15 protein-coding genes and 1 pseudogene are annotated in these 18444 nt (G+C 36.1%); 4 read left to right on the plus strand and 12 right to left on the minus strand.

From position 1 onward, the window contains the following. Positions 1 to 469 (minus strand): hypothetical protein (locus tag J2Z40_RS13665; RefSeq protein ID WP_209795156.1); only part of this gene is annotated, 469 nt, incomplete at its 3' end. Positions 470 to 793: 324 nt separating this feature from the next. Between J2Z40_RS13665 and J2Z40_RS13670 the strand changes: the two genes are divergently transcribed. Then, positions 794 to 3343 (plus strand): Ig-like domain-containing protein, encoded by a 2550-nt coding sequence (locus J2Z40_RS13670; RefSeq protein ID WP_066398045.1) that lies wholly within the window; start codon positions 794 to 796, stop codon positions 3341 to 3343. Positions 3344 to 3593: 250 nt separating this feature from the next. Here J2Z40_RS13670 and J2Z40_RS13675 read toward each other — a convergent pair whose 3' ends face one another. The 8 genes and pseudogenes from J2Z40_RS13675 to J2Z40_RS20125 form a co-directional block, all read right to left on the minus strand. After that, entirely contained in the window at positions 3594 to 5834 is a 2241-nt protein-coding gene (locus J2Z40_RS13675) for a hypothetical protein (RefSeq protein WP_157087858.1), read from the minus strand. A 143-nt stretch (positions 5835 to 5977) separates the two neighbouring features. Further along, positions 5978 to 6478 carry a sigma-70 family RNA polymerase sigma factor gene (locus tag J2Z40_RS13680; RefSeq protein WP_066398041.1) on the minus strand — a complete coding sequence of 167 codons (501 nt, stop codon included), beginning with the start codon at positions 6476 to 6478 and terminating at the stop codon, positions 5978 to 5980. Between the two features lie 217 nt (positions 6479 to 6695). Further along, a complete protein-coding gene (locus J2Z40_RS13685) occupies positions 6696 to 7511 on the minus strand; it encodes a hypothetical protein (RefSeq protein ID WP_066398038.1) in 816 nt (271 codons plus the stop codon). Positions 7512 to 7836: 325 nt separating this feature from the next. Next, on the minus strand, positions 7837 to 8424 hold the full coding sequence (locus J2Z40_RS13690; protein WP_083953970.1) for a hypothetical protein: 588 nt from the start codon (positions 8422 to 8424) through the stop codon (positions 7837 to 7839). 165 nt (positions 8425 to 8589) lie between these two features. Further along, a complete protein-coding gene (locus J2Z40_RS13695) occupies positions 8590 to 9537 on the minus strand; it encodes a methyl-accepting chemotaxis protein (RefSeq protein WP_083954028.1) in 948 nt (315 codons plus the stop codon). A 30-nt stretch (positions 9538 to 9567) separates the two neighbouring features. Then, positions 9568 to 9621, minus strand: a pseudogene (locus J2Z40_RS20170) (hypothetical protein); the annotation flags it as partial. Then, entirely contained in the window at positions 9597 to 10271 is a 675-nt protein-coding gene (locus tag J2Z40_RS13705; RefSeq protein WP_157087857.1) for a hypothetical protein, read from the minus strand. The gene J2Z40_RS13705 and the pseudogene J2Z40_RS20170, both read right to left, overlap by 25 nt. 193 nt (positions 10272 to 10464) lie before the next feature. Then, positions 10465 to 10776: a Spo0E family sporulation regulatory protein-aspartic acid phosphatase gene (locus tag J2Z40_RS20125; RefSeq protein ID WP_066398032.1), complete on the minus strand. Its 312-nt coding sequence runs from the start codon at positions 10774 to 10776 to the stop codon at positions 10465 to 10467. Positions 10777 to 11710: 934 nt separating this feature from the next. On the opposite strand from J2Z40_RS20125, the gene J2Z40_RS13715 reads away from it, so the two are divergent. The 3 genes from J2Z40_RS13715 (at position 11711) to J2Z40_RS13725 (ending at position 15214) form a co-directional block, all read left to right on the plus strand. Then, positions 11711 to 13654 (plus strand): TcaA NTF2-like domain-containing protein, encoded by a 1944-nt coding sequence (locus J2Z40_RS13715; RefSeq protein ID WP_066398030.1) that lies wholly within the window; start codon positions 11711 to 11713, stop codon positions 13652 to 13654. 219 nt (positions 13655 to 13873) lie between these two features. Beyond that, positions 13874 to 14545, plus strand: coding sequence for an AlkZ-related protein (locus tag J2Z40_RS13720; protein ID WP_066398028.1), 672 nt, complete (start codon positions 13874 to 13876; stop codon positions 14543 to 14545). Positions 14546 to 14644: 99 nt separating this feature from the next. Continuing rightward, positions 14645 to 15214: a Uma2 family endonuclease gene (locus tag J2Z40_RS13725; protein ID WP_066398026.1), complete on the plus strand. Its 570-nt coding sequence runs from the start codon at positions 14645 to 14647 to the stop codon at positions 15212 to 15214. Positions 15215 to 15333: 119 nt separating this feature from the next. Here J2Z40_RS13725 and J2Z40_RS13730 read toward each other — a convergent pair whose 3' ends face one another. From J2Z40_RS13730 to J2Z40_RS13735, 3 genes are all read right to left on the minus strand, one after another. After that, a complete protein-coding gene (locus J2Z40_RS13730) occupies positions 15334 to 16350 on the minus strand; it encodes a DUF5068 domain-containing protein (RefSeq protein ID WP_342590339.1) in 1017 nt (338 codons plus the stop codon). 9 nt (positions 16351 to 16359) lie between these two features. Further along, positions 16360 to 16515 (minus strand): hypothetical protein, encoded by a 156-nt coding sequence (locus tag J2Z40_RS19850; RefSeq protein ID WP_245350106.1) that lies wholly within the window; start codon positions 16513 to 16515, stop codon positions 16360 to 16362. Between the two features lie 255 nt (positions 16516 to 16770). Further along, a complete protein-coding gene (locus J2Z40_RS13735) occupies positions 16771 to 18258 on the minus strand; it encodes a methyl-accepting chemotaxis protein (RefSeq protein WP_066398020.1) in 1488 nt (495 codons plus the stop codon). Positions 18259 to 18444: the final 186 nt, after the last annotated feature.

Consider the following 18444-nt stretch of genomic DNA (forward strand, 5'->3'; position numbering starts at 1 on the left):
ATGAAGTGGTAAACGCATGGCATTGACTGGTACATTTCTTGTCATTCGGTGGTAAAAAATATGTCAAAGGTGGTACATTTTGATGGCCGTAATCATTAAAAGAGAAAAGGGTGATTTTAATATTCTGCTTATCATTTTTTTTAATATCAACAAGCATATTTTCAATTTCCTGTAGTCTTTTTTGAGTACAAACTTTTGTACTGTTATCAAAATCAATCAATGATTCTTCTATTTTATTTAATTGACTTCTTATTTCGTTTAGTTCGGTTTTCATCTTATCAGTAAATTTATTACTTAATACTTCTGATAGAGTTGCAAATATAATCGAAACTAGTCCGAAAATTAGTCCAGCATGGGCAAATATGATTTCATCACCACTAGGGGCTTTAAACATTGCATAGATAATTATGCCTGACCCTAGAAAGGCAATAATAATTATTAACCAGTGAATTATACTAGGAAATTTCATCTCTATACCTCCGTTTAAAAAATTTAATGATAGTATATCACTAATATCCATACAGTGTTTGTTACTTTCTTTTAATCTAATTCCATATTTTACTCAGTGTATAAATATTCTTTTATAACATTTCTGTAATGTTATGCAGGATTTTTCCATGCTAACGATTGTTCAATCCAAATGGATAATCTGGAAATAATTTTACATATCCCAATCCCCAAAAATGTTTTATGATATATCTCGTGAGGCCGAGAAGATGAAACAACGGCTGACACAAACGCAATTATATCGATTATTAAATAAAACAAACATAACTTCTAGGGGGATTCTCATTTGAATAAAAATAAAGCAATTAAAGTACTAGGCGCATCAGCAATCGCAGCATCAGCATTTGTAGCAACATCACCAATTGGCGCAGACGCTGCATCAGCGAAAGACGTACAATCATCAGTAAAGAAAGCTAAGGATGCGGGTACGGTATTAAAATGGGCAATCTCAACAGAAGGTTCTGCGGATGGAACAACTCGTCCATGGGCACAATATAATGCGGCAAAGGTTGCGCGTGATAAAGCAGTAGCTGCAGTTAAGACTTTACCGGCTGCTCAAAGAGCTGGCTACCTTGCAGACATCGAGCAAAACGTAAATCTTCATATTAATCGTACAATGTACTACATCGATGCAATTACAGCTGGCGAAAAGATCAGCGTGAAGAAAGCAGCACTTGAAGGACAAATTGCAAAGAACGTAATCGATGACAAAACAGAAGCGGCTTACCATGAGCTTTCAACTGAAATTCGTAAACAAGCGATCCTTTTAGACCGTGTATATGGACAAACAACACGTGATGAAATTCGTAACAATTATAAAAAATCGGCTGAAGCAGTACGTGACAGCGTAAAATATGAAGTATCTACAAAAATTGAATTAGATCTAGCGAAAAAAGCTTTAGATGCGAATGATACAGAAACAGCTGATAAACATTTAGCTGAAGCAGCTAAATATATGAAACAAGCAAAAAATGAAAAAATGAAAGCATCATTAGTAAAAACGCTTGATGAGCTTGAAGCAAGTGTAACACCGAAAGTGAAGTCTGTTAGTGCAGTGAATGCTACTCAATTAGTTGTTGTTTTTAATAAAGAAATGAATGTGGCGGATGTAACAGCAGATAAGTTTAAATTAGAAGGCCAAGCAGCTCCTACTGTTGATGTAGCTGATGATGAGAAAACAGTTACATTAACTTACAGCAATGTGCAAGGAGAAAACTTAGTTTTCACTGTTGAACCAATCAAAACAAAAGCGAACAATGAAGTGAGTACAGAGCGTAATGTCTCAACAATCACTTACAAAGATACTGTTGCACCAACAATTTCTGATGTAACATATGAATACAATGTGGATGGAAAAACAGCAACGTCTGTGATTAAATTTAGTGAGCCATTACAATCAAAAGGTACAATTTCTGTAAATGGTACGGTTGAACAATCAACGGATGAATTGGCAACAGGAACAATCAAATTAACAGGATTAGAAGTAGGCAAAGCATACAAAGTGGATATTGTTGGTGCAATTGATAAAGCGAATAATATTGCGAACCCAATTACACAAACAATTACTGTTCCAGCACAAGTGAAGGATGAAGTGAAACCAGCTGCATCGATTCATGTCGATGGAAACAAAGTAACGCTTCATTTTTCAGAAGAGCTATCTTCATTAGGAACAGTTAAAATCAATGGAACGGACTATGCTTCAAGCTTTAAAAAAGATACAAAAGAAAATACGAAGTATGTACTAGACGCACAAGAAGCTGGTGTGCTTGATGGAGTAAACTTCCTGCAAGCAACAATTGCTGTTGATGGCTTTAAAGATCTAGCAAAAAACACTGGTGAAAAAGTAGAATCTCAAGCTACTTTACACGCGGACAGAACAGCTCCAGCATTTGAAGCGGCAACAGTGAACAAAACAAATGATAAATTACTAGTTTCTTTTAATGATAAAGTAGTAGCAGGGGATCTTGACGCTTCAAATGAATTAAAATTAAAAATGAAGAATGATGTTCATCAATCAGCAGAAACACTTGATTTAACAGCAGCAAATACGTCATTTGGTTACGATGTTGACCAAAACGGCAAAATTGAAGGCACAGAGAAAAACGTTCTTGCCATCAACTATGCATTTGATGCGAAATCAACGTATACATTTGAACTTGCTGGAAAAGTAGTCGCAGATGTATATGGAAATAAAGTGGCAGATGCTTTAACACTTTCAGTAACTGCACCTGAATTAGAAGTAACACCAGTTAAGCCAGAAGCAGTTATTGCATTTGATGGTGTAGAAGTTGATGGCGGCGTGCTAACTGTTTCTTTCAATAAAGAAATGAGTGATTCTGCACTTGTTGCATCAAACTACACATTAGGTGGAAAGGTTTTACCTACTGACACACAGCTTAAATTCGTTGATTCAAAGAAAAATGTTGAAGTAACATTGCCAGAAGGATTTATTACAGCAAACGGCATGTATGTACTTGAAGCAACATCATTACTTGATAAAGACGGCAACACATTAGCAAATGGCAAAGCAACGATCTCAAAGGAAATGAAAGAGAATATTGCACCAACTGCAGGCACGATTGCAGTAACTAGCAGCAAAAACGTAACAGTTGATTTCTCAGAAGCCATTGCAAACAACAATTCAGTAACAGGAGTAACCGTTAAAGTGAACGGGACAGTCGTTGAAACGACATCTAAGAAGGCTGAAAATGGGAAACTAGCAATCACAATGACGAACAACTTTAATTCAAATGATACGATCTCAGTAGAATTCAAATCTGCTAATTTAGTAGATATGAATGGCAATAAAGTGAAGGATGGCATTGTTACTAAGTAATGAATGAGCGAAGCACGGGGACGGTTCTCGTGCTTCCGATAAAGATTATTTCTTGTATTTTGAAAAGCTCTGAAGAGGAATAAACTCTTCAGAGCTTTTCTTTGTAAAGGAAGAAAGCATTCTTGCTTTCAAGAGTAGATTAAGTGTTGGTTGGAATAAAGGTTGATTAAATAATTCTATTCAAACCGTATTTAACAGTAAATGCAAAAACTCCATTTTGAAAAAATTGATTAGAATAACGCTTTATTTATTAATAGCCACGTAATAAACGCTTTCCTAATGAAAGTGTTGCGCCAGCTAGAGTCGTTACAACCATAATTGGAGCAGATGCAACGATAAGTGCACCCACAGATGTAGCAGCTAATGTAGCACCCATTAACGAAGCAGCCGTTGCCGTAATTGCAGTGCTTGCTGCTGTAACTCCTGCACCAATACTAGCTGATGCCGCAAGTAAGCTTGAACCGGCTGTTGTTCCCATTAATGCTCCCGAAACTGTAGAAGCAGTGCCTGCTGCTAATGCGCCTACTTTTGTTGTTGCTAATGCTCCTGCAACTTTAGTAGATACCATTATCCCCGCTTTTGAACTTGATGCAGCGCGTAGAGCAATGGACGCAAGTTGCATACCACCGCCAATTGCTGTACTTTGCGCAGCCCCTACTAATGCACTTTTTGCGATTTGTGCGCCAGCGTCTTGCAGGGTGATTTCTCCATATAATAATTCAACAGTGGATTCTCCAAATGAATAACCAGCACTCGCTACACCACCATAAATGCCTGTTTTAAAAGCAGCGCCGCCAGTAGAAATGACAGTTGAAGTGATCGGTGCATTTTTACCTGTTGAATTAAAAACTGTCTGATAAATTTTTCGTTCAAGTTGCATAAGTTCCGCTACTTTAGTAGTCGTATCAAGGCTGATAGGTGATTCTATAACGGTTTTTCCAGTCTTTTCAAGTCTGGCCTTTAATGTTGGATTATTTTTTGGGATAACAAATAACTGTCCATCATATTTAGAAGCGTCAAACCACGCGTTTTCATAGCCCGCTTTTGCTTGTCCGAAAGTTTTTGTTCCGTCCGCGTTAAACATAATGAAATCGATTGGGCCGTTATTGTTATTAACAATCGTTTTCGTACCGCGTAGGGAAGCTGATGCAGCGTGTAGGTCTTCAAAAATAAACCCTCTAAAACGTTCTGCAGTTCCACCTCTAAATACATCTTTTGAAATTAAATTCGTATGCAATTGATCAAAGATTTCTTTTGTTTTAAATGAAGAAATGAGTGCTTGTGATGGGGCAATACCTTTATCAATGACTTCTTGAATTTCATCAAGTTTCACTGCAAAATCATTTAAGCCCCATCTATGCATACCAAGTACGGCTTTCATTTCATTAGGTGTAATACCTGCAATGTCTTGTAATACGGCAAATTCCGTTGATAACCACAACGCTTCACTTCTGCATTCTTCTGAACAGAACTTTGCCGAGCCGTATGTATATTCTGTCTCTATGCGCTCATTACAGTGAGGGCATCGCGGTTTATAAGGTATAACATTGTTCATTTTATCGCTAAAGAAGTATAAAGGTTCTAGCCAATGTTCACGCGCTTCTGGGTAAATGTTCAGATAAGCTTCAATGATGCTTTCGTAATCACGTTTCATATAAAGCGCAAAATAATACGTTAACATACGTAATGAATAGGTGTGTCGTTTCATATATACGTCCCGTAACGGTGCATTCGGAAATTGCGTATAGGACAGCAATGTTTTTTCTAAAGCATTGATCTCTCGATTGAATCGATCCATAATCGGATATTCCTTATCAATGGTAATATCTAACATGAATAAATAATCTTCATTTTTCAGTAATATGTAGTCACCTACTGTATTATCTAAAGCAATTGACTCTTGATGTAATTGTTCAGAATTCCCTGCTATTTTTTTCAACTGTTCATTTTGTTCAATCATAAACGATTCAATATCGATTAATTCATCATCAAAAACGGTTTCTTGTTCAAAAACTTCTTTAGAACCACCATTCATATTTGGGCTAAAGAAGTATAAATCGTCATCCCAGTGTTTGACTCCCTCATTAATGAAGTTTTTATGTTCATTAATAAATTCCTGGAAATTTTCCAACTTATTTAAATATAAATATTTATAATAGCCAATCATACGTAGGGAATACACGGAACGCATGATGTAATTTTCTCTAAAATAAGCGTTTTTATCATCACGTAATCGCAATTGTTCATCTTTAATCAGAACAATTACTCGGTCAAATGCATCTTCCATATATGTATTTGGATTATATTCTTTTAATTGACTTTCCAAGCCCATCTCATTATAAATTGAATAACCATTAGCATAGTTTTCTAAATTTTTCTTTGTTGTCCAATAACAAAAATCATTTACTACATTTTCAATAGACATGCATTCTTGTTTAAATTGTTCACTATGATTTGCAAGAGCTTTGATTTGCTCTAAATCTTCCATCATTTTTTCCGAAATCCCCATATTAGTCACCATTTTCCATATTTTATATATTTATTATATCAAATTTCCTATTAAATTCTAATTATAGCAAGGGGACGGTTCTCATACTTCCATCATGAAGCATAAGAACCGTCCCTATGCTTCTTTTAAATCAGCTGATTTCCGATAATTGATTTTTTAAGTCTATCCGTAGCCCCTGTTCTCCAACTTTTTACCGCTGATAAGGACACCTTTTCTATTGACGCTATTTCTTTCACGTTGAAGCCCTTTAAATATGTGTAAAGCACCCACTTCGTCTGGTTTTCGGTCAAAGCTGCCGCCTGACAATAAGCAAGAAGAGTATCCTCTTCCAATGGGCAGATACAGGACTCATCTTCTACATAATGCAAAATTTCCTCATTTGCCGGACATGTATGGTCAAAATGTTTATTCGCATGGTTCATTTCTGTGAGAAGCCTTCCCTTAATATAGCTGTAAGCATAGCCTGTGAAATTCCCTTTCTCTGGATCAAATCGCTCGTAAGCCTCCCATAATGCGATAAGGGCAATCTGGTAAAACTCGTCCTTGTTCATATAAATATGGAGAGATGAAATAATTTTGTAAATCATTGGCTGATATTGATTTGTAATCTGTTCAAAGCTTTCCATTGGTAATCCCTTCAGAAAGCGCGCTTTACTCATGTATTCCCGGGTAATTCCACCATAATGGAACACTGAATTTTCAGCGAACAGAGTAAATAATAATTCTGAAGGGAGAAGGGTAGTAAGCGTTGAAATTTCGACAGGAAAAGAATGATTTGACTGCAAAAAGTGAGATTTTATGACGATTTTAATCAATCGTTGTCATCAGAAATTAAACGCAATTTCATGCTAATAATAGGGAGAAGTCTAAATTCCTTTGCTCCTGTCCAGTCGAAAAGCCCATCTCAAATAGCTCATCAAAATAGAGTTCTTCTAATTTCTGATTTAAGATCCCGTAGAAATAGGCAATAGGGTTGCTAACTTTAGTACTTGACTTCATTTTTCGAATAAGCTGTTTAAATGAATGAATCGCTAAATCAGTCATCAGTCCAAGATCATTTTCACGGTGATGACGATAAGCAGCAATTGTTGTCATTCTCCAAAATTCTTCAATCTGCTTCATGTTAGAAAAGAAAGACTTAACCAATTGATTGAACGCAGAAGGAACACGATCACTTGTATACGTATGATCAAGTTCGCTCTCTTTACGTTTATTTAAATCTTTTATCTTTGTTTTAGAAAGATTGCTAGTTTTATTAAGGGGGGTCAATTTTTCCCTTTTAGGTGGTTCACTATGAGGAAAACATTGAAAGACGTACAGGTTACTAGATTGTGAACCATTTCTTCTTTCCGTTTCATAGACTGTTAGTATACCGAGTGAACTTACCTTGGCAATCATTCTCTTAAATGTCGAACGAGAGATGCCATTTCCATCAAACTCTTCGTGAATAGCCTTTAACACGGTTCCAATCTTCGCATTGCACACACCTGGCACTTTCGCTGCAAAGCGAATCAGCCGCTTCAACCCAACTAATTCCCCTTTTGTAAGCTTATCTTTATGCACCGCTAACCACATCTCAATATGCATATTAAATTCTTGAAGACTTTGAAACTGTGAATAGGACTGAAACTGTTCTACATTGCCTGATTTAATATTCATTTATATGCACCACCCTTTTATAGCTATATAGCTAATTGAGGTGGAAAGGGACAGGGGGGTGGGGGATTTTTTTGAAGGGATCGGTGCCTATTATAATGGGGAGGCATAGTGATGGTTTTATTGCAGTTTTGCATAAATGCTAGTTGGTACTTATCATCCCAGAAAAGCCTTCATTCATATTAGATCGATTTAAATATTAGCAAGTAAAAGAGCTAACTCAATTTATTCATGAGTTAGCTCTAATTTGTTTGATGATATTTTTTTTGCAAAAGCAAAAGATCTGTTAATGGACTTCCATTAAGCGCTGGAAAAGCATTTAAGGTTGTTATTTCATTATAACTGTATCTTCACGAATCCTTTCATACCTTCTAGCCACACTATTCATACTTCGATCCATCTTCACACTGATTTCCTTAAATGTATGTCCTTGATTACGCAATTCAAGAAGAGTATTGTCCTCTTTCGTTGTCCAAATTTGATAGCTTCTTCTTTTTATTAGGTTTTTATCTTTCTGCCTTTCAATTGCTACCCAATCGGGTTCTGGGAGAAGTGTTTGTGGTTCTATTTTGGAAAACTGAACTTTTTCTTTATGTTCAGAGGCCCATTCCCAAAAATCGGTTGGGTGGATGAAATAGAATTGCCTAGACTCTCTTGTTGTCCTTCTTAGATAAGTTAATCCATGTTTCTTTGTCCATTCGCATATGGTCGTACGATCTACTTTGAGGATGGTTGCTAATTCACCGATTGTTACTAGCCCGGTATGTTGTTTCGTATTAGATAATCCCAGTCTCTTCATTTTCACCCGAACGGATTCATATGAACGATTTAATCTATTAGCGATAGTGGATAGTTTATACATACCGATATGATCCTCAAGAAAAAGGAGCTCGGCTTCCGTCCATTCTTTCCTCAATTTAAAATCCTCCAAGTTATACATGTTGATAGGTCTACAACATTAATCGTTGTAAAAACAGACACTAAGGTGAAGCAGGGGATTTATTGATTATTGCAAATCTAAACGCCATTAATCTTAAATTTTTACTGCTTATCCCTTTAATAATAATATTTCTTCCTAAGCCTATAGTTTAAATTTATTTATCATTTCATTTAGTTCTTCGGCTAAAGAAGCGAGTGATTCAGAACTGCCTGTTATTTCCTGCATCGAACTGCTTTGTTGCTCAGCGGTCGCTGCACTTTGTTGAATCCCTGCCGCCGCTTGTTCAGAAGCAGCTGCAATCTCTTCACTAGACTCTCTTACGTTGTCACTGCTTGTTCTGATTTCCATTAAATGCTGGGAGACTTTCTGTATTCCCTCAATCATTTCTGTTACGCCTAAATTAATAGAGTCAAAGGCTTGGCTGCTCAGCTCCATTTGGCTGTTTCCTTCCCTCACCCTTTGATAGCCAGTCTGTAAGGAATCTACCGTAGATTTTGTTTCTTCTTGAACCCCATGAATGATGACTGTAATTTCATTGACAGAGCTCCCTACTTGTTCGGCCAGTTTTCGTACTTCATCAGCAACAACGGCAAACCCTCTACCGGATTCCCCAGCACGAGCGGCTTCGATCGCTGCATTCAAGGCGAGAAGGTTTGTTTGCTCCGCAATTCCCTGGATCACATCTACTAATTTTGATATTTCCTGTGAACGCTGATCCAGTCCTTTAACCTGTTCCACTGATGATAAGACTACATCATTAATTTCTTCCATTCGAATGGTTGAAAGTTTCATCTGCTCTTTTCCGTTATTGGATAGTTCCCACACACGGTCGGAAGTTTCTTTTAGACTATCGCCTTGTTGACTAGTCTCATTGATTTTATGATTAAGTCCACGCATCAGGTTAGAAATGTCACTAGAGGAACTCGCTTGTTGTTCAGACCCAGATGCTAATTCTTGCATCGTTTCAGCAATTTGATCCGCCCCTGTCGTTACTTCATTTGAACTTTGGGTTAATTCTTCACTTTGGGTATTAACTGTCTGCGAAATCGTTGAAATTTGTGAGATCATCTCACGAAGACTATCACTCATCGTATTAACCGCTAGCCCTAATTGTCCAAGTTCATCCTTCCCATGAAATTCAAGCTTTTCTACAGATAAATCACCATCAGCAATTCGTTGCTTACTTCTACTACTTTACTTAGGCTACGGGATACTAACCGATTGGTAAGGAATACTAATGTTCCCCCTGTGATAATAGAAATAATAATAGATATAAGTAGTACTCGGTCTGCTATTTTTGCACTACTTAAAGATTGATTAAATGCTATTAGACGATCGTCATTAACAAGTGTCTTTAACTTTTCTAATTGTTCTACTGTTTTCGTTTGCAGTTCATTCGCTTGTGTTTCTAATTGTAATAGTTTATGGTTATCCGCTTGTATATTTAAGGTAACAATCTCTTCTATAAAAAGCTCACGCACTCGCTCAGCATTTGTAATCACTTGATCGAATAAGGTTATTTGTTCCTCGGTATACATTCTTCCATCTAATTCAGTTATGATCGCATCAATTTGTTTATAACGTTCTTCATAATCATCGATAATCTGTGGACTCCCATTATGAATGTAAGTGATGATTCGTATATGATTTGCGCGGATCAAAGAGCCCATTTCTGTAATTTTAATAGCACGATCGCCTCTTTGTCCTTGCACATTAATATTATCCTTAATGCCTGAAAGTAGAGTCGACACGACTGCTGTAGAACTACTCACTAATAGGATAACAACACCTAATGTTATCCAATATTTCCAACTTATCTTCATATTTTTCCATTTGAGTTTTTCGAACATAATAAATAAATGACCTCTCTTTTACTGGGTATTTTTAATAAACAATGTGAAGTACATCTGTATTCTCAACATAAGTTTTCTTTGATTTGAAAATATAATTCTAGGATGAAGGATAGTCAAATGCGGAATGAATGCATTTCTAGCGAGGAATGTATCTCCTAAAAGCTCAATTAATCAATTTTAACTTCTGATATTGAATAATTATTTCATCGAGTTTTTCGCTTATCTTAATCGTTTCGTGATGCTGAATGCCTCTTTGCATATAAATTTTAAATAACTCTTCTACATAATTGTCCATTTGATTAAAAAGAGTTTCCTCTTTTAAAAGCAATGTTAGCTTTTCGGAAAGCTGTTCATACTCTGGGCTAGTTGTCCCACTTTGAATAGAAACTTCTAATAATTTATTATTAACATCCTTAATTTCCATTGAAATTTTCAGTTTCTGTTTTTGGATATAACTACTTTTTTCATTATTCACTTAGTCTAATCACCCTTCATATATTTTGTTTTTGGATCGTAGGATGTATGGAACAGAATGGTCCCTCTCTTATGTAAACACATGTAATAATTCCAAAACCTTACTGAAATTAACATAATGTAAATTTATAGTAAACCCTAATGCTAATATTTATAAAATTAGGAAAAGAATATAAGTATATTAGAATCTATTATTTAATTTTCATAAATGGTGAGTTTTAAATAGTTTCAACGGTAGGAGGAAATACCTATAGGTGAAAGTGATATATTAAAATAACATTAACGGTAAAAGAAAAAGTATTTCTAATATTAGCACTGTTAATGTGTTTTAAGAAAGTAGTGCTTCATGTTGAATTTTTCATTATTTTTTATCTAAGTAGGAGAGAAGCAAAGGATTGTTGAGCAAAGAAGAAGCGTAGAGAAAAGTTTACTAGAAGGCTCTTTTTCATTTTCAAGTGTAACTGCTAGTTCGAGTGCTCATCAATCCCTGAATAATTGTTTATAACAAAATAATCCAAAAATTAGCAAGTAATAGATCTAGTTCTATTTTTTAGATGAAAGTCAGTGATTTTGTGGAAGCAAAAGAACCGTCCCCGTGCTTCTTTTTTTAGGAAGCAAAAGAACTGCCCCACGCTTCCACAATAGTAATTTTTAATCAAACGTTTGATTAAAAAATTTTTGAGCCCTTATAAAACCTAGTGCAAATTCCCTATTTTAAAAATTAACTTTTTTCACCGACTATATTAGAAAAGGAATGGGGGCGGGAGAGTCTCACCCTTTGAAGAAGCGCAAGAACCGTCCCCATGCTTCCTTTTATTATATTAAAATGCAAAACTTGTTGCTTTTTATTTCTAAATTTAGGAAAATGGGCATATTGGACTGATTCATTCGTTCTAATGAAATTTTACTATTTTCCATATTTGGGAGGGGTACATATGAAGAAGGGAAAATTTGCCATACTTATTTTTATTATGGCATTATTGCTAACTGCATGCAGCGGCGGCAGTGAGGAAGCGGGAAGTAAAAAGAAATTGTCTGAAATGGCTAAGAATACGTTTTTGCTGTATAGTGAGGCGTATGAAAATGAAGATGGCCTTAGTATTGGTGATTTATATATTAAAACAATCGGCAAAGAGGAAGAAAAGATTGCAAGTTCAGTAGTAAATGGACAATTTGAATTTGTGATAGACACGGAAAAAGTACTTTATATAGATGAAGAAGATGAATTATATGAAGTGGCATCTGGTCAAGACAAAGAAAAGATTGCTAGTAACGTTTCCTACTTTAATGCCAATCATACGAATAATATTATTACGTATCAAAATGAAGAAAGTGACTTATATGTAGTGAATAAAGAACGGGAATCTGAAAAAATTGCTTCCGAGATTGCTCAATACGAAGTCATTGATAACAACATCTATTATTTAGGTTACGATGGGGATTTCCATAAGTATAATCTAGAAACACGTGAGGAATTATCCATTGCTAATGATGTAGCGAATTTCACCTTATTAAACGCTAAAGAATTAGTGTATGCCAATGATGATTATATGTTATTTTACAAAAACAATGATGATCCAAATGTGAAAATTTCAAGCAAAGAAGTTAGTTCAAGTTTTATACAAAAAGTAGATAATCAATTAATGTACTTTGCTGAAGAGGACGGCCATTTTAATTTATATACTTCTTCTCTTGATGGCTCAACTACGGACAAAATTGCTAGTGAAGTAACGAGTGTAGAGTTAGACGGAAAAAATATCTATTACTTAACGACAGACGGAAATGTCTTTGTAAAAAAGGCAACAGAAGAAAAAGCAAAGAAATTATTAAGTGACGTAACAGACTTTACCCTAAACGATGATACTGTTTATTACACAGACGAAGAGAGTAATTTCTATAAGTTAGCAGATGGTGGCAAAAAGGAAAAGGTTGCAGCTGACGTAGAATCGATGAAAATAACAGATAAAGGGGAATTTATTTATCAAAATTCCAATGATGAACTGTATTTAAGCAAAACAAAATTATCAAGTGATATCGATGAATTCTCTTTTGTATCTAATAATTTAGCCTATGCGACGCTTGACGATAAACTATATTTCATGACGCTTGGGGAAGAAAAACAGGTTGTATCAGAAGACTTAAGCAAATACTCCATTGTCACTTATCATAATAAAATAATTTATTCAAATTATTTAAGCTTTGATGATGTTTCAGGTACTTATTCAATTCAAGATGGCGATGAAACGTATTACGCAGAATTAAACAATAAAGGAATCTTCACGAGTGGATTGTCTAACGAAACATTAGTATTAGATTTTGTTTATGCGGGCTTTAATTATATAAATGTTAAAATCGATGAAGAGTATGCGACACTTCGTCTAGATGGAAACCAGTTAATTCTTGAAGATGAATATGAACAACTTATTTTCACCAAGTCATCGAAGGAAGAAATGAATAAAGAAGTAGCCAACCAGAAAGCACTTCAAGAAAAGCAGGAAGCTGAGGCAGCGGCTGCAGCGATTGCTGAAGAAATTAACTATGTTTTAAGTGATTATTTATATGAATACACAGCTGCAGTCAATTATGACGATATATCAAGTTTACATTACTACATTTTAGATAGTTCTACTTTCTATAAGGAACAAACAAGTTACGCTCAATCTTTGACTGAAAATGGAACGTATTTAGATTTATTAGATTATACAATTGGTACACCTGTGAAAGTAACGGATGATACATATAATGTAGAAGTAATGGAATCATTCGATATCACCAAGGCGGACGGTACGAGCTCAGAGACGACTTATACGAGCATTTATACGTTGAAATATGTGAATGATGAGTGGTTTATAACAGATATGAAGATAAGTTCGAAGTAAGGTCACCCCGGAATAATCGTATTTCACAGAATAGAGCCAACTCAATTTGAGTTGGCTCTATTTTTTTCTGGAAAGTGGAAAGCGCATGGACGGTTCTCCTGCTTCCTTCAAGGGAGAATTAAGTAGCAAAAGAACCGTCCATGCAGTTCCTTAAAAAAGGGAATTCTAGAATGCTTATAGAAGATAAAAGGAAAATATTTAGTTAGAGGAGCTAAGCTGATGGAAGGAAAAATTAAAACCTATGAGGAAGCTGTGAAAGTAGTGGAGGAGCTTGGTTTGCTGCCCTTGGCGCCTTTGGTCCCTGATTATCCCTCTTTGAATAGCATTACTACAGAAGAATCATGGCATTCTGGGACAGAGTTTGATCCTTGGAATTGGAGGACACAGTTTTCAGTAGATGGGGTGGCGGGGTACGGGAAATTTATGAAGAAAAAATCAGTACTCATTTCTAGACAGTTACTTCCCTATGTGAAACGGGTGCTTGGCTTTAATGATTCAGTTGAAGAACGTTATTACAAAGGGAACGTATCAAGGGAAGCATTGCATTTATACAGGATCATTCATGAAGAAGAGGGGATTGACACAAGGGCATTGAGGACGAAAGCAGAAATGCGGGAGAAGGAAAAGAAAAAGCTATTTGAAAATGCATTAGTAGAATTGCAAGGGACAATGGATATTGTCATTTCAGGGATTCAGGAAAAAAAGAATGAAGACGGAGAAAGGAATGGCTGGAGCAGCACCTCTTTTGAAACATACGATTCTTGGGCGAAAAGAAATCATATCGACTCCATTGCACTAGATAGGGAAGAGGCAAAAGAATACCTTTTGACACATTTCAAAAATGTATGTGTGAATGAAGCTTCAGTAAAGAAATTAGAAAAGATCCTTTAATAGGGTTGGGTGCTTGCCAGCTCTGAATGATTCATCCTTTGTATGAATCCCTATCGTTTGATAATATAATGCTAAGTAGAAGTCGAAAGGAATGATTTGATGTCCATTCCAAATGAAAAAGGGAGATACTCGTATGCGGATTATTTATCATGGGATGACGGAGAAAGACTGGAGTTAATTGATGGGGAAGTCTTCAATATGTCGCCTGCCCCTTCACGTAGGCATCAGCAGGTTCTTCGAGAATTATCGACTATCTTTTCTGTTTTTCTGAGAGGGAAGGAATGCGAAGTGTTTTTTGCGCCTTTCGATGTACGGCTGTTAGCAGAAAACAAACAAGATGATGAAATTACTCATGTTGTTCAGCCTGATCTATCAGTTGTGTGTGATCAAGGAAAGCTTGATGATAAAGGTTGTAATGGAGCGCCAGACATGATTGTTGAAATCCTTTCCCCTTCATCTGTTAAGTTGGATCGCTGGAAGAAATATCAGCTGTATGAAAAAGCAGGGGTAAAGGAGTATTGGCTTGTTGATCCGATTAATGAATCGGTAGAAATACATTTATTAATAGGTGAGCAATATCAATTTCAAGGGGTTTATACAAAAGAAGATTCCATTGCAGTTCGTATTTTAGCTGGATTCGAATTTGGCTTAGATCAAATATTTGTCTAAATACAGGTGCTTGTAATTACGTAGTTTTGATGGGGGAAGCATGGGGACGGTTCTCTTGCTTCCTTCAAAACCATTCCTACATTTGTGGAAGCACAAGAACCGTCCCCGCGCTTCGCCAATTATTTTAAAGTAAACGTCACCTTTTTACCCTTTGAAAGGTCCTTTGCTTCTTTGTCTTTCATTGGTCCGATTTCAAGTTCGAATGATTTATCTTTCCAAATTTTTTCGTACATTTCTTTTTCTAAAGCATAGACTTGCAGCAATTCGCCTGAAGTGCTAGGGGCGATTACATCATTGTATTTGTAACTAAGCAGCATGCCTTCATCGAGCATGTATTGTGAGCCATCATTAACCGTTAGCTTCGAGTTGATAGAACTTTGTGCAATTTCTGCTGACTCTTTATTATCAATCGTAAATTTAACAGTTAACAGGACAACCCCATTATTGAACGATTCAAATCTTGGCGCTTCAACCTCGTTTGGGACAAAATCAGTGAATTGATACCCATCTAGCGTAACAGTGGCATTTCCTAGTTGTTCGCTTTTGGCAATGTCGCTTTTTTCTTCGATCATTGTCTTTGTGCCCCAGTCATCAATCGTTGCTCGATCCTGATAAAACCCTTTATTTCCTTCGACTTTTTTCTCTCCACTTTCATTCAGGCTAAGTGTGAACTTTCCATCCTTTCCAAATGTAGAAGAGAAGTCATCCTTTACAGACTGTGGGGTAGGAACTTCAATAGCTACAGTTGATACATTCAATACTTGCTTTAGATGATCTTCACCAAATGGATAAGTATAATAGCCAGTAATTGTTTCGCCAGCTTTAATTAAGTAATCATTGGCTGGAGCCAGCTTTGTTGGAAGCTGTTTTTCTTCAGGCAATAGGACTCGATAATTGTTATAATGCTTCTCACCCCCTGTAAAAAATAAGTAGAATGCAGGCATATAATAAGCATCTTTATCTGTTTGATTCTTCACCGTATATTTGGCAATGATGACGCCGCCATTCGTTTGATCATTAAAAGGAATCATAAAATCAGTATGGAAATCTATTAATTCAACAAGTTTATAGGCATCTAATGAAACAGAAACCCCTTCCATTTCATGCGTTTGTGGAGTGTCATTTTCATAAAGAATCGTAGTCGTTCATTCTGTTTCCTTCTCCATATAACGAATTAATTCAGAAAAGTCGCTTGAGCTTTCACTTTTGTTTGTGTCGCTTTCCTCAGCTGCTTCCTCTGTATCTTCACTTTTTTCTTGTTTTTCTGCTACTTCGGTTTCTTTTGGTTCTTCGGGAAGCATGGGGACGGTTCTCCTGCTTCCGTCAAAGCCATTCCTGCCCTTGTGAAAGTGTAAGAAAGGTCCTATAGTTAATTCAAAGTAAAGTCGGGGTGCTTGTCATCTGCGAAATAAGATTGATTCACAAAATAGAGCCAACTCGATTGGAGTTAGCTCTGTTTTTTTGATTCTTTTCTAAGGGAAAGCAAAGAGATGGTTCTTCCGCTTTCTTTAAAATCAATCGCATCCTTATGGAAGCACAAGAACCGTCCCCGTGCTTCATTTGTCTCCATTCACCATATCTTTTAATTGTAAGCTTACATGATTTAATTCGCCTACTGCTTCATTTATTGAAGTAATTAGATGATGTTCATCTTCCAGTGTTGCCACTATTTCCTGTGTGGAAGCAGAGTTCTCTTCTGAAATATTGGCAATATTTTCAATCTGCTCTTGAATATGTGTGAAAGTATCTGTTGCTAATTTAACTTCTTCCATTCCCTTAGAAAGTTCTGCATTTGTATTTTGGAACGAATCTTTTATCTCAGAAAAGAAGGATGAAACTTCATTTAATAAATGACGCCCTTCTACAGCTGCATTTTCACCTTCAATCGATTTTACATGTGCTTCCTTGGATTTATGGGAGAGTGTATTTGTCACTTCTGAGATAGATACAGTAATATTTGCACTTTGCTCAGCCAGTTTGCGCACCTCATCCGCTACGACCGCAAAGCCCTTCCCATGTTCCCCTGCACGGGCAGATTCAATGGCAGCATTAAGTGCTAATAAATTGGTCTGGTCTGCAATCTGCTTGATGCCTTCTAATAATGAATTCACTGTTTCAAGGCTTGTTTGAAGTTCTTTGACGGTTAAAGCAGTCGTACTAATGGCAGAATTGACTGTTTCCATATGGTCTGTTACTTGGCTGATCTTATTCCAGCCATCCTGGACTTTCACATTCATCTTTTCCGACTCTTCTGCGATCCCTTGGGAAATGGAAATCGTTTGATTGACTCTTTTGAGTGAATTTCCCATCCATTCATTTACATGACTGATATTGTTTGCTTCCTCTTGGATCCCTGCAGCCATTTCTTGAACAGAATCGAGGATATGATGACTAGAATCATAGATTGTTGTTATATTTGTATTAAAATGATTGATATTGTTTTCTAATGTTATTGTGCCTTCTTCTATGGAAGAGAATGTAATCTTTAATTTTTCTACTAGCTCTGTTGCTTTTAATTCCTTTTGATGAGATTCCTCTATTAAGTCTCTTCCCCATTTGGTTATGTAAAAGAAAGCCCACAAAATTCCATTGATGATAAAAAATACGGTAATAAATGCTTTTAGTCCATGCTCAATTCCTAATAGACCCGCTGGATTGAATAGATACATGGAAATATAAGAAATATTTACAATTCCACTAAATACAAGAACTAATTCTTTTTTCAAATAAAGAGTGATCATCGCAATCGTTAGTAGGATTAAATAATGTTTGTTCAATGCAAAACCATCTAAGTTAAAGAGTGCCACTATTACTAAGTTGGGCAGCAGGGCAAAAAGGAACCCCTTCAAATATTCAGGTATTGGCAAGAAGTAATTTATAGCTGATAAGAGAAGAACGATAGCACCTGCAATAATGATTCCTATACTGTCAGTAAGGCCCCTCTCAAAAATTATCGGTATGACGATAAGGAAAACTAAAGCTGCTAGCAGCAATACATTTACATTATGCACCCTTTTTATATTATAGGTATCTTGTTGTTTCAATTGGATCTCCTCCTCAATTTTCTGGAAAAATAAAGTAATTATGACCTAATCTTAATATAAATTTCCTATATAGGGAATATTTGTTTGAATAATAATTTCTATTTCGATATAACTTTTACCATAAAAGAGAGGAAGCGTGGGGACGGTTCTCTTGCTTCCTGCTCTTGTGGAAGCACAAGAACCGTC

Origin of the sequence: Cytobacillus eiseniae (genome assembly GCF_017874625.1) — a bacterium.
GTDB classification, from domain to species: Bacteria; Bacillota; Bacilli; order Bacillales; family Cytobacillaceae; genus Cytobacillus; species Cytobacillus eiseniae.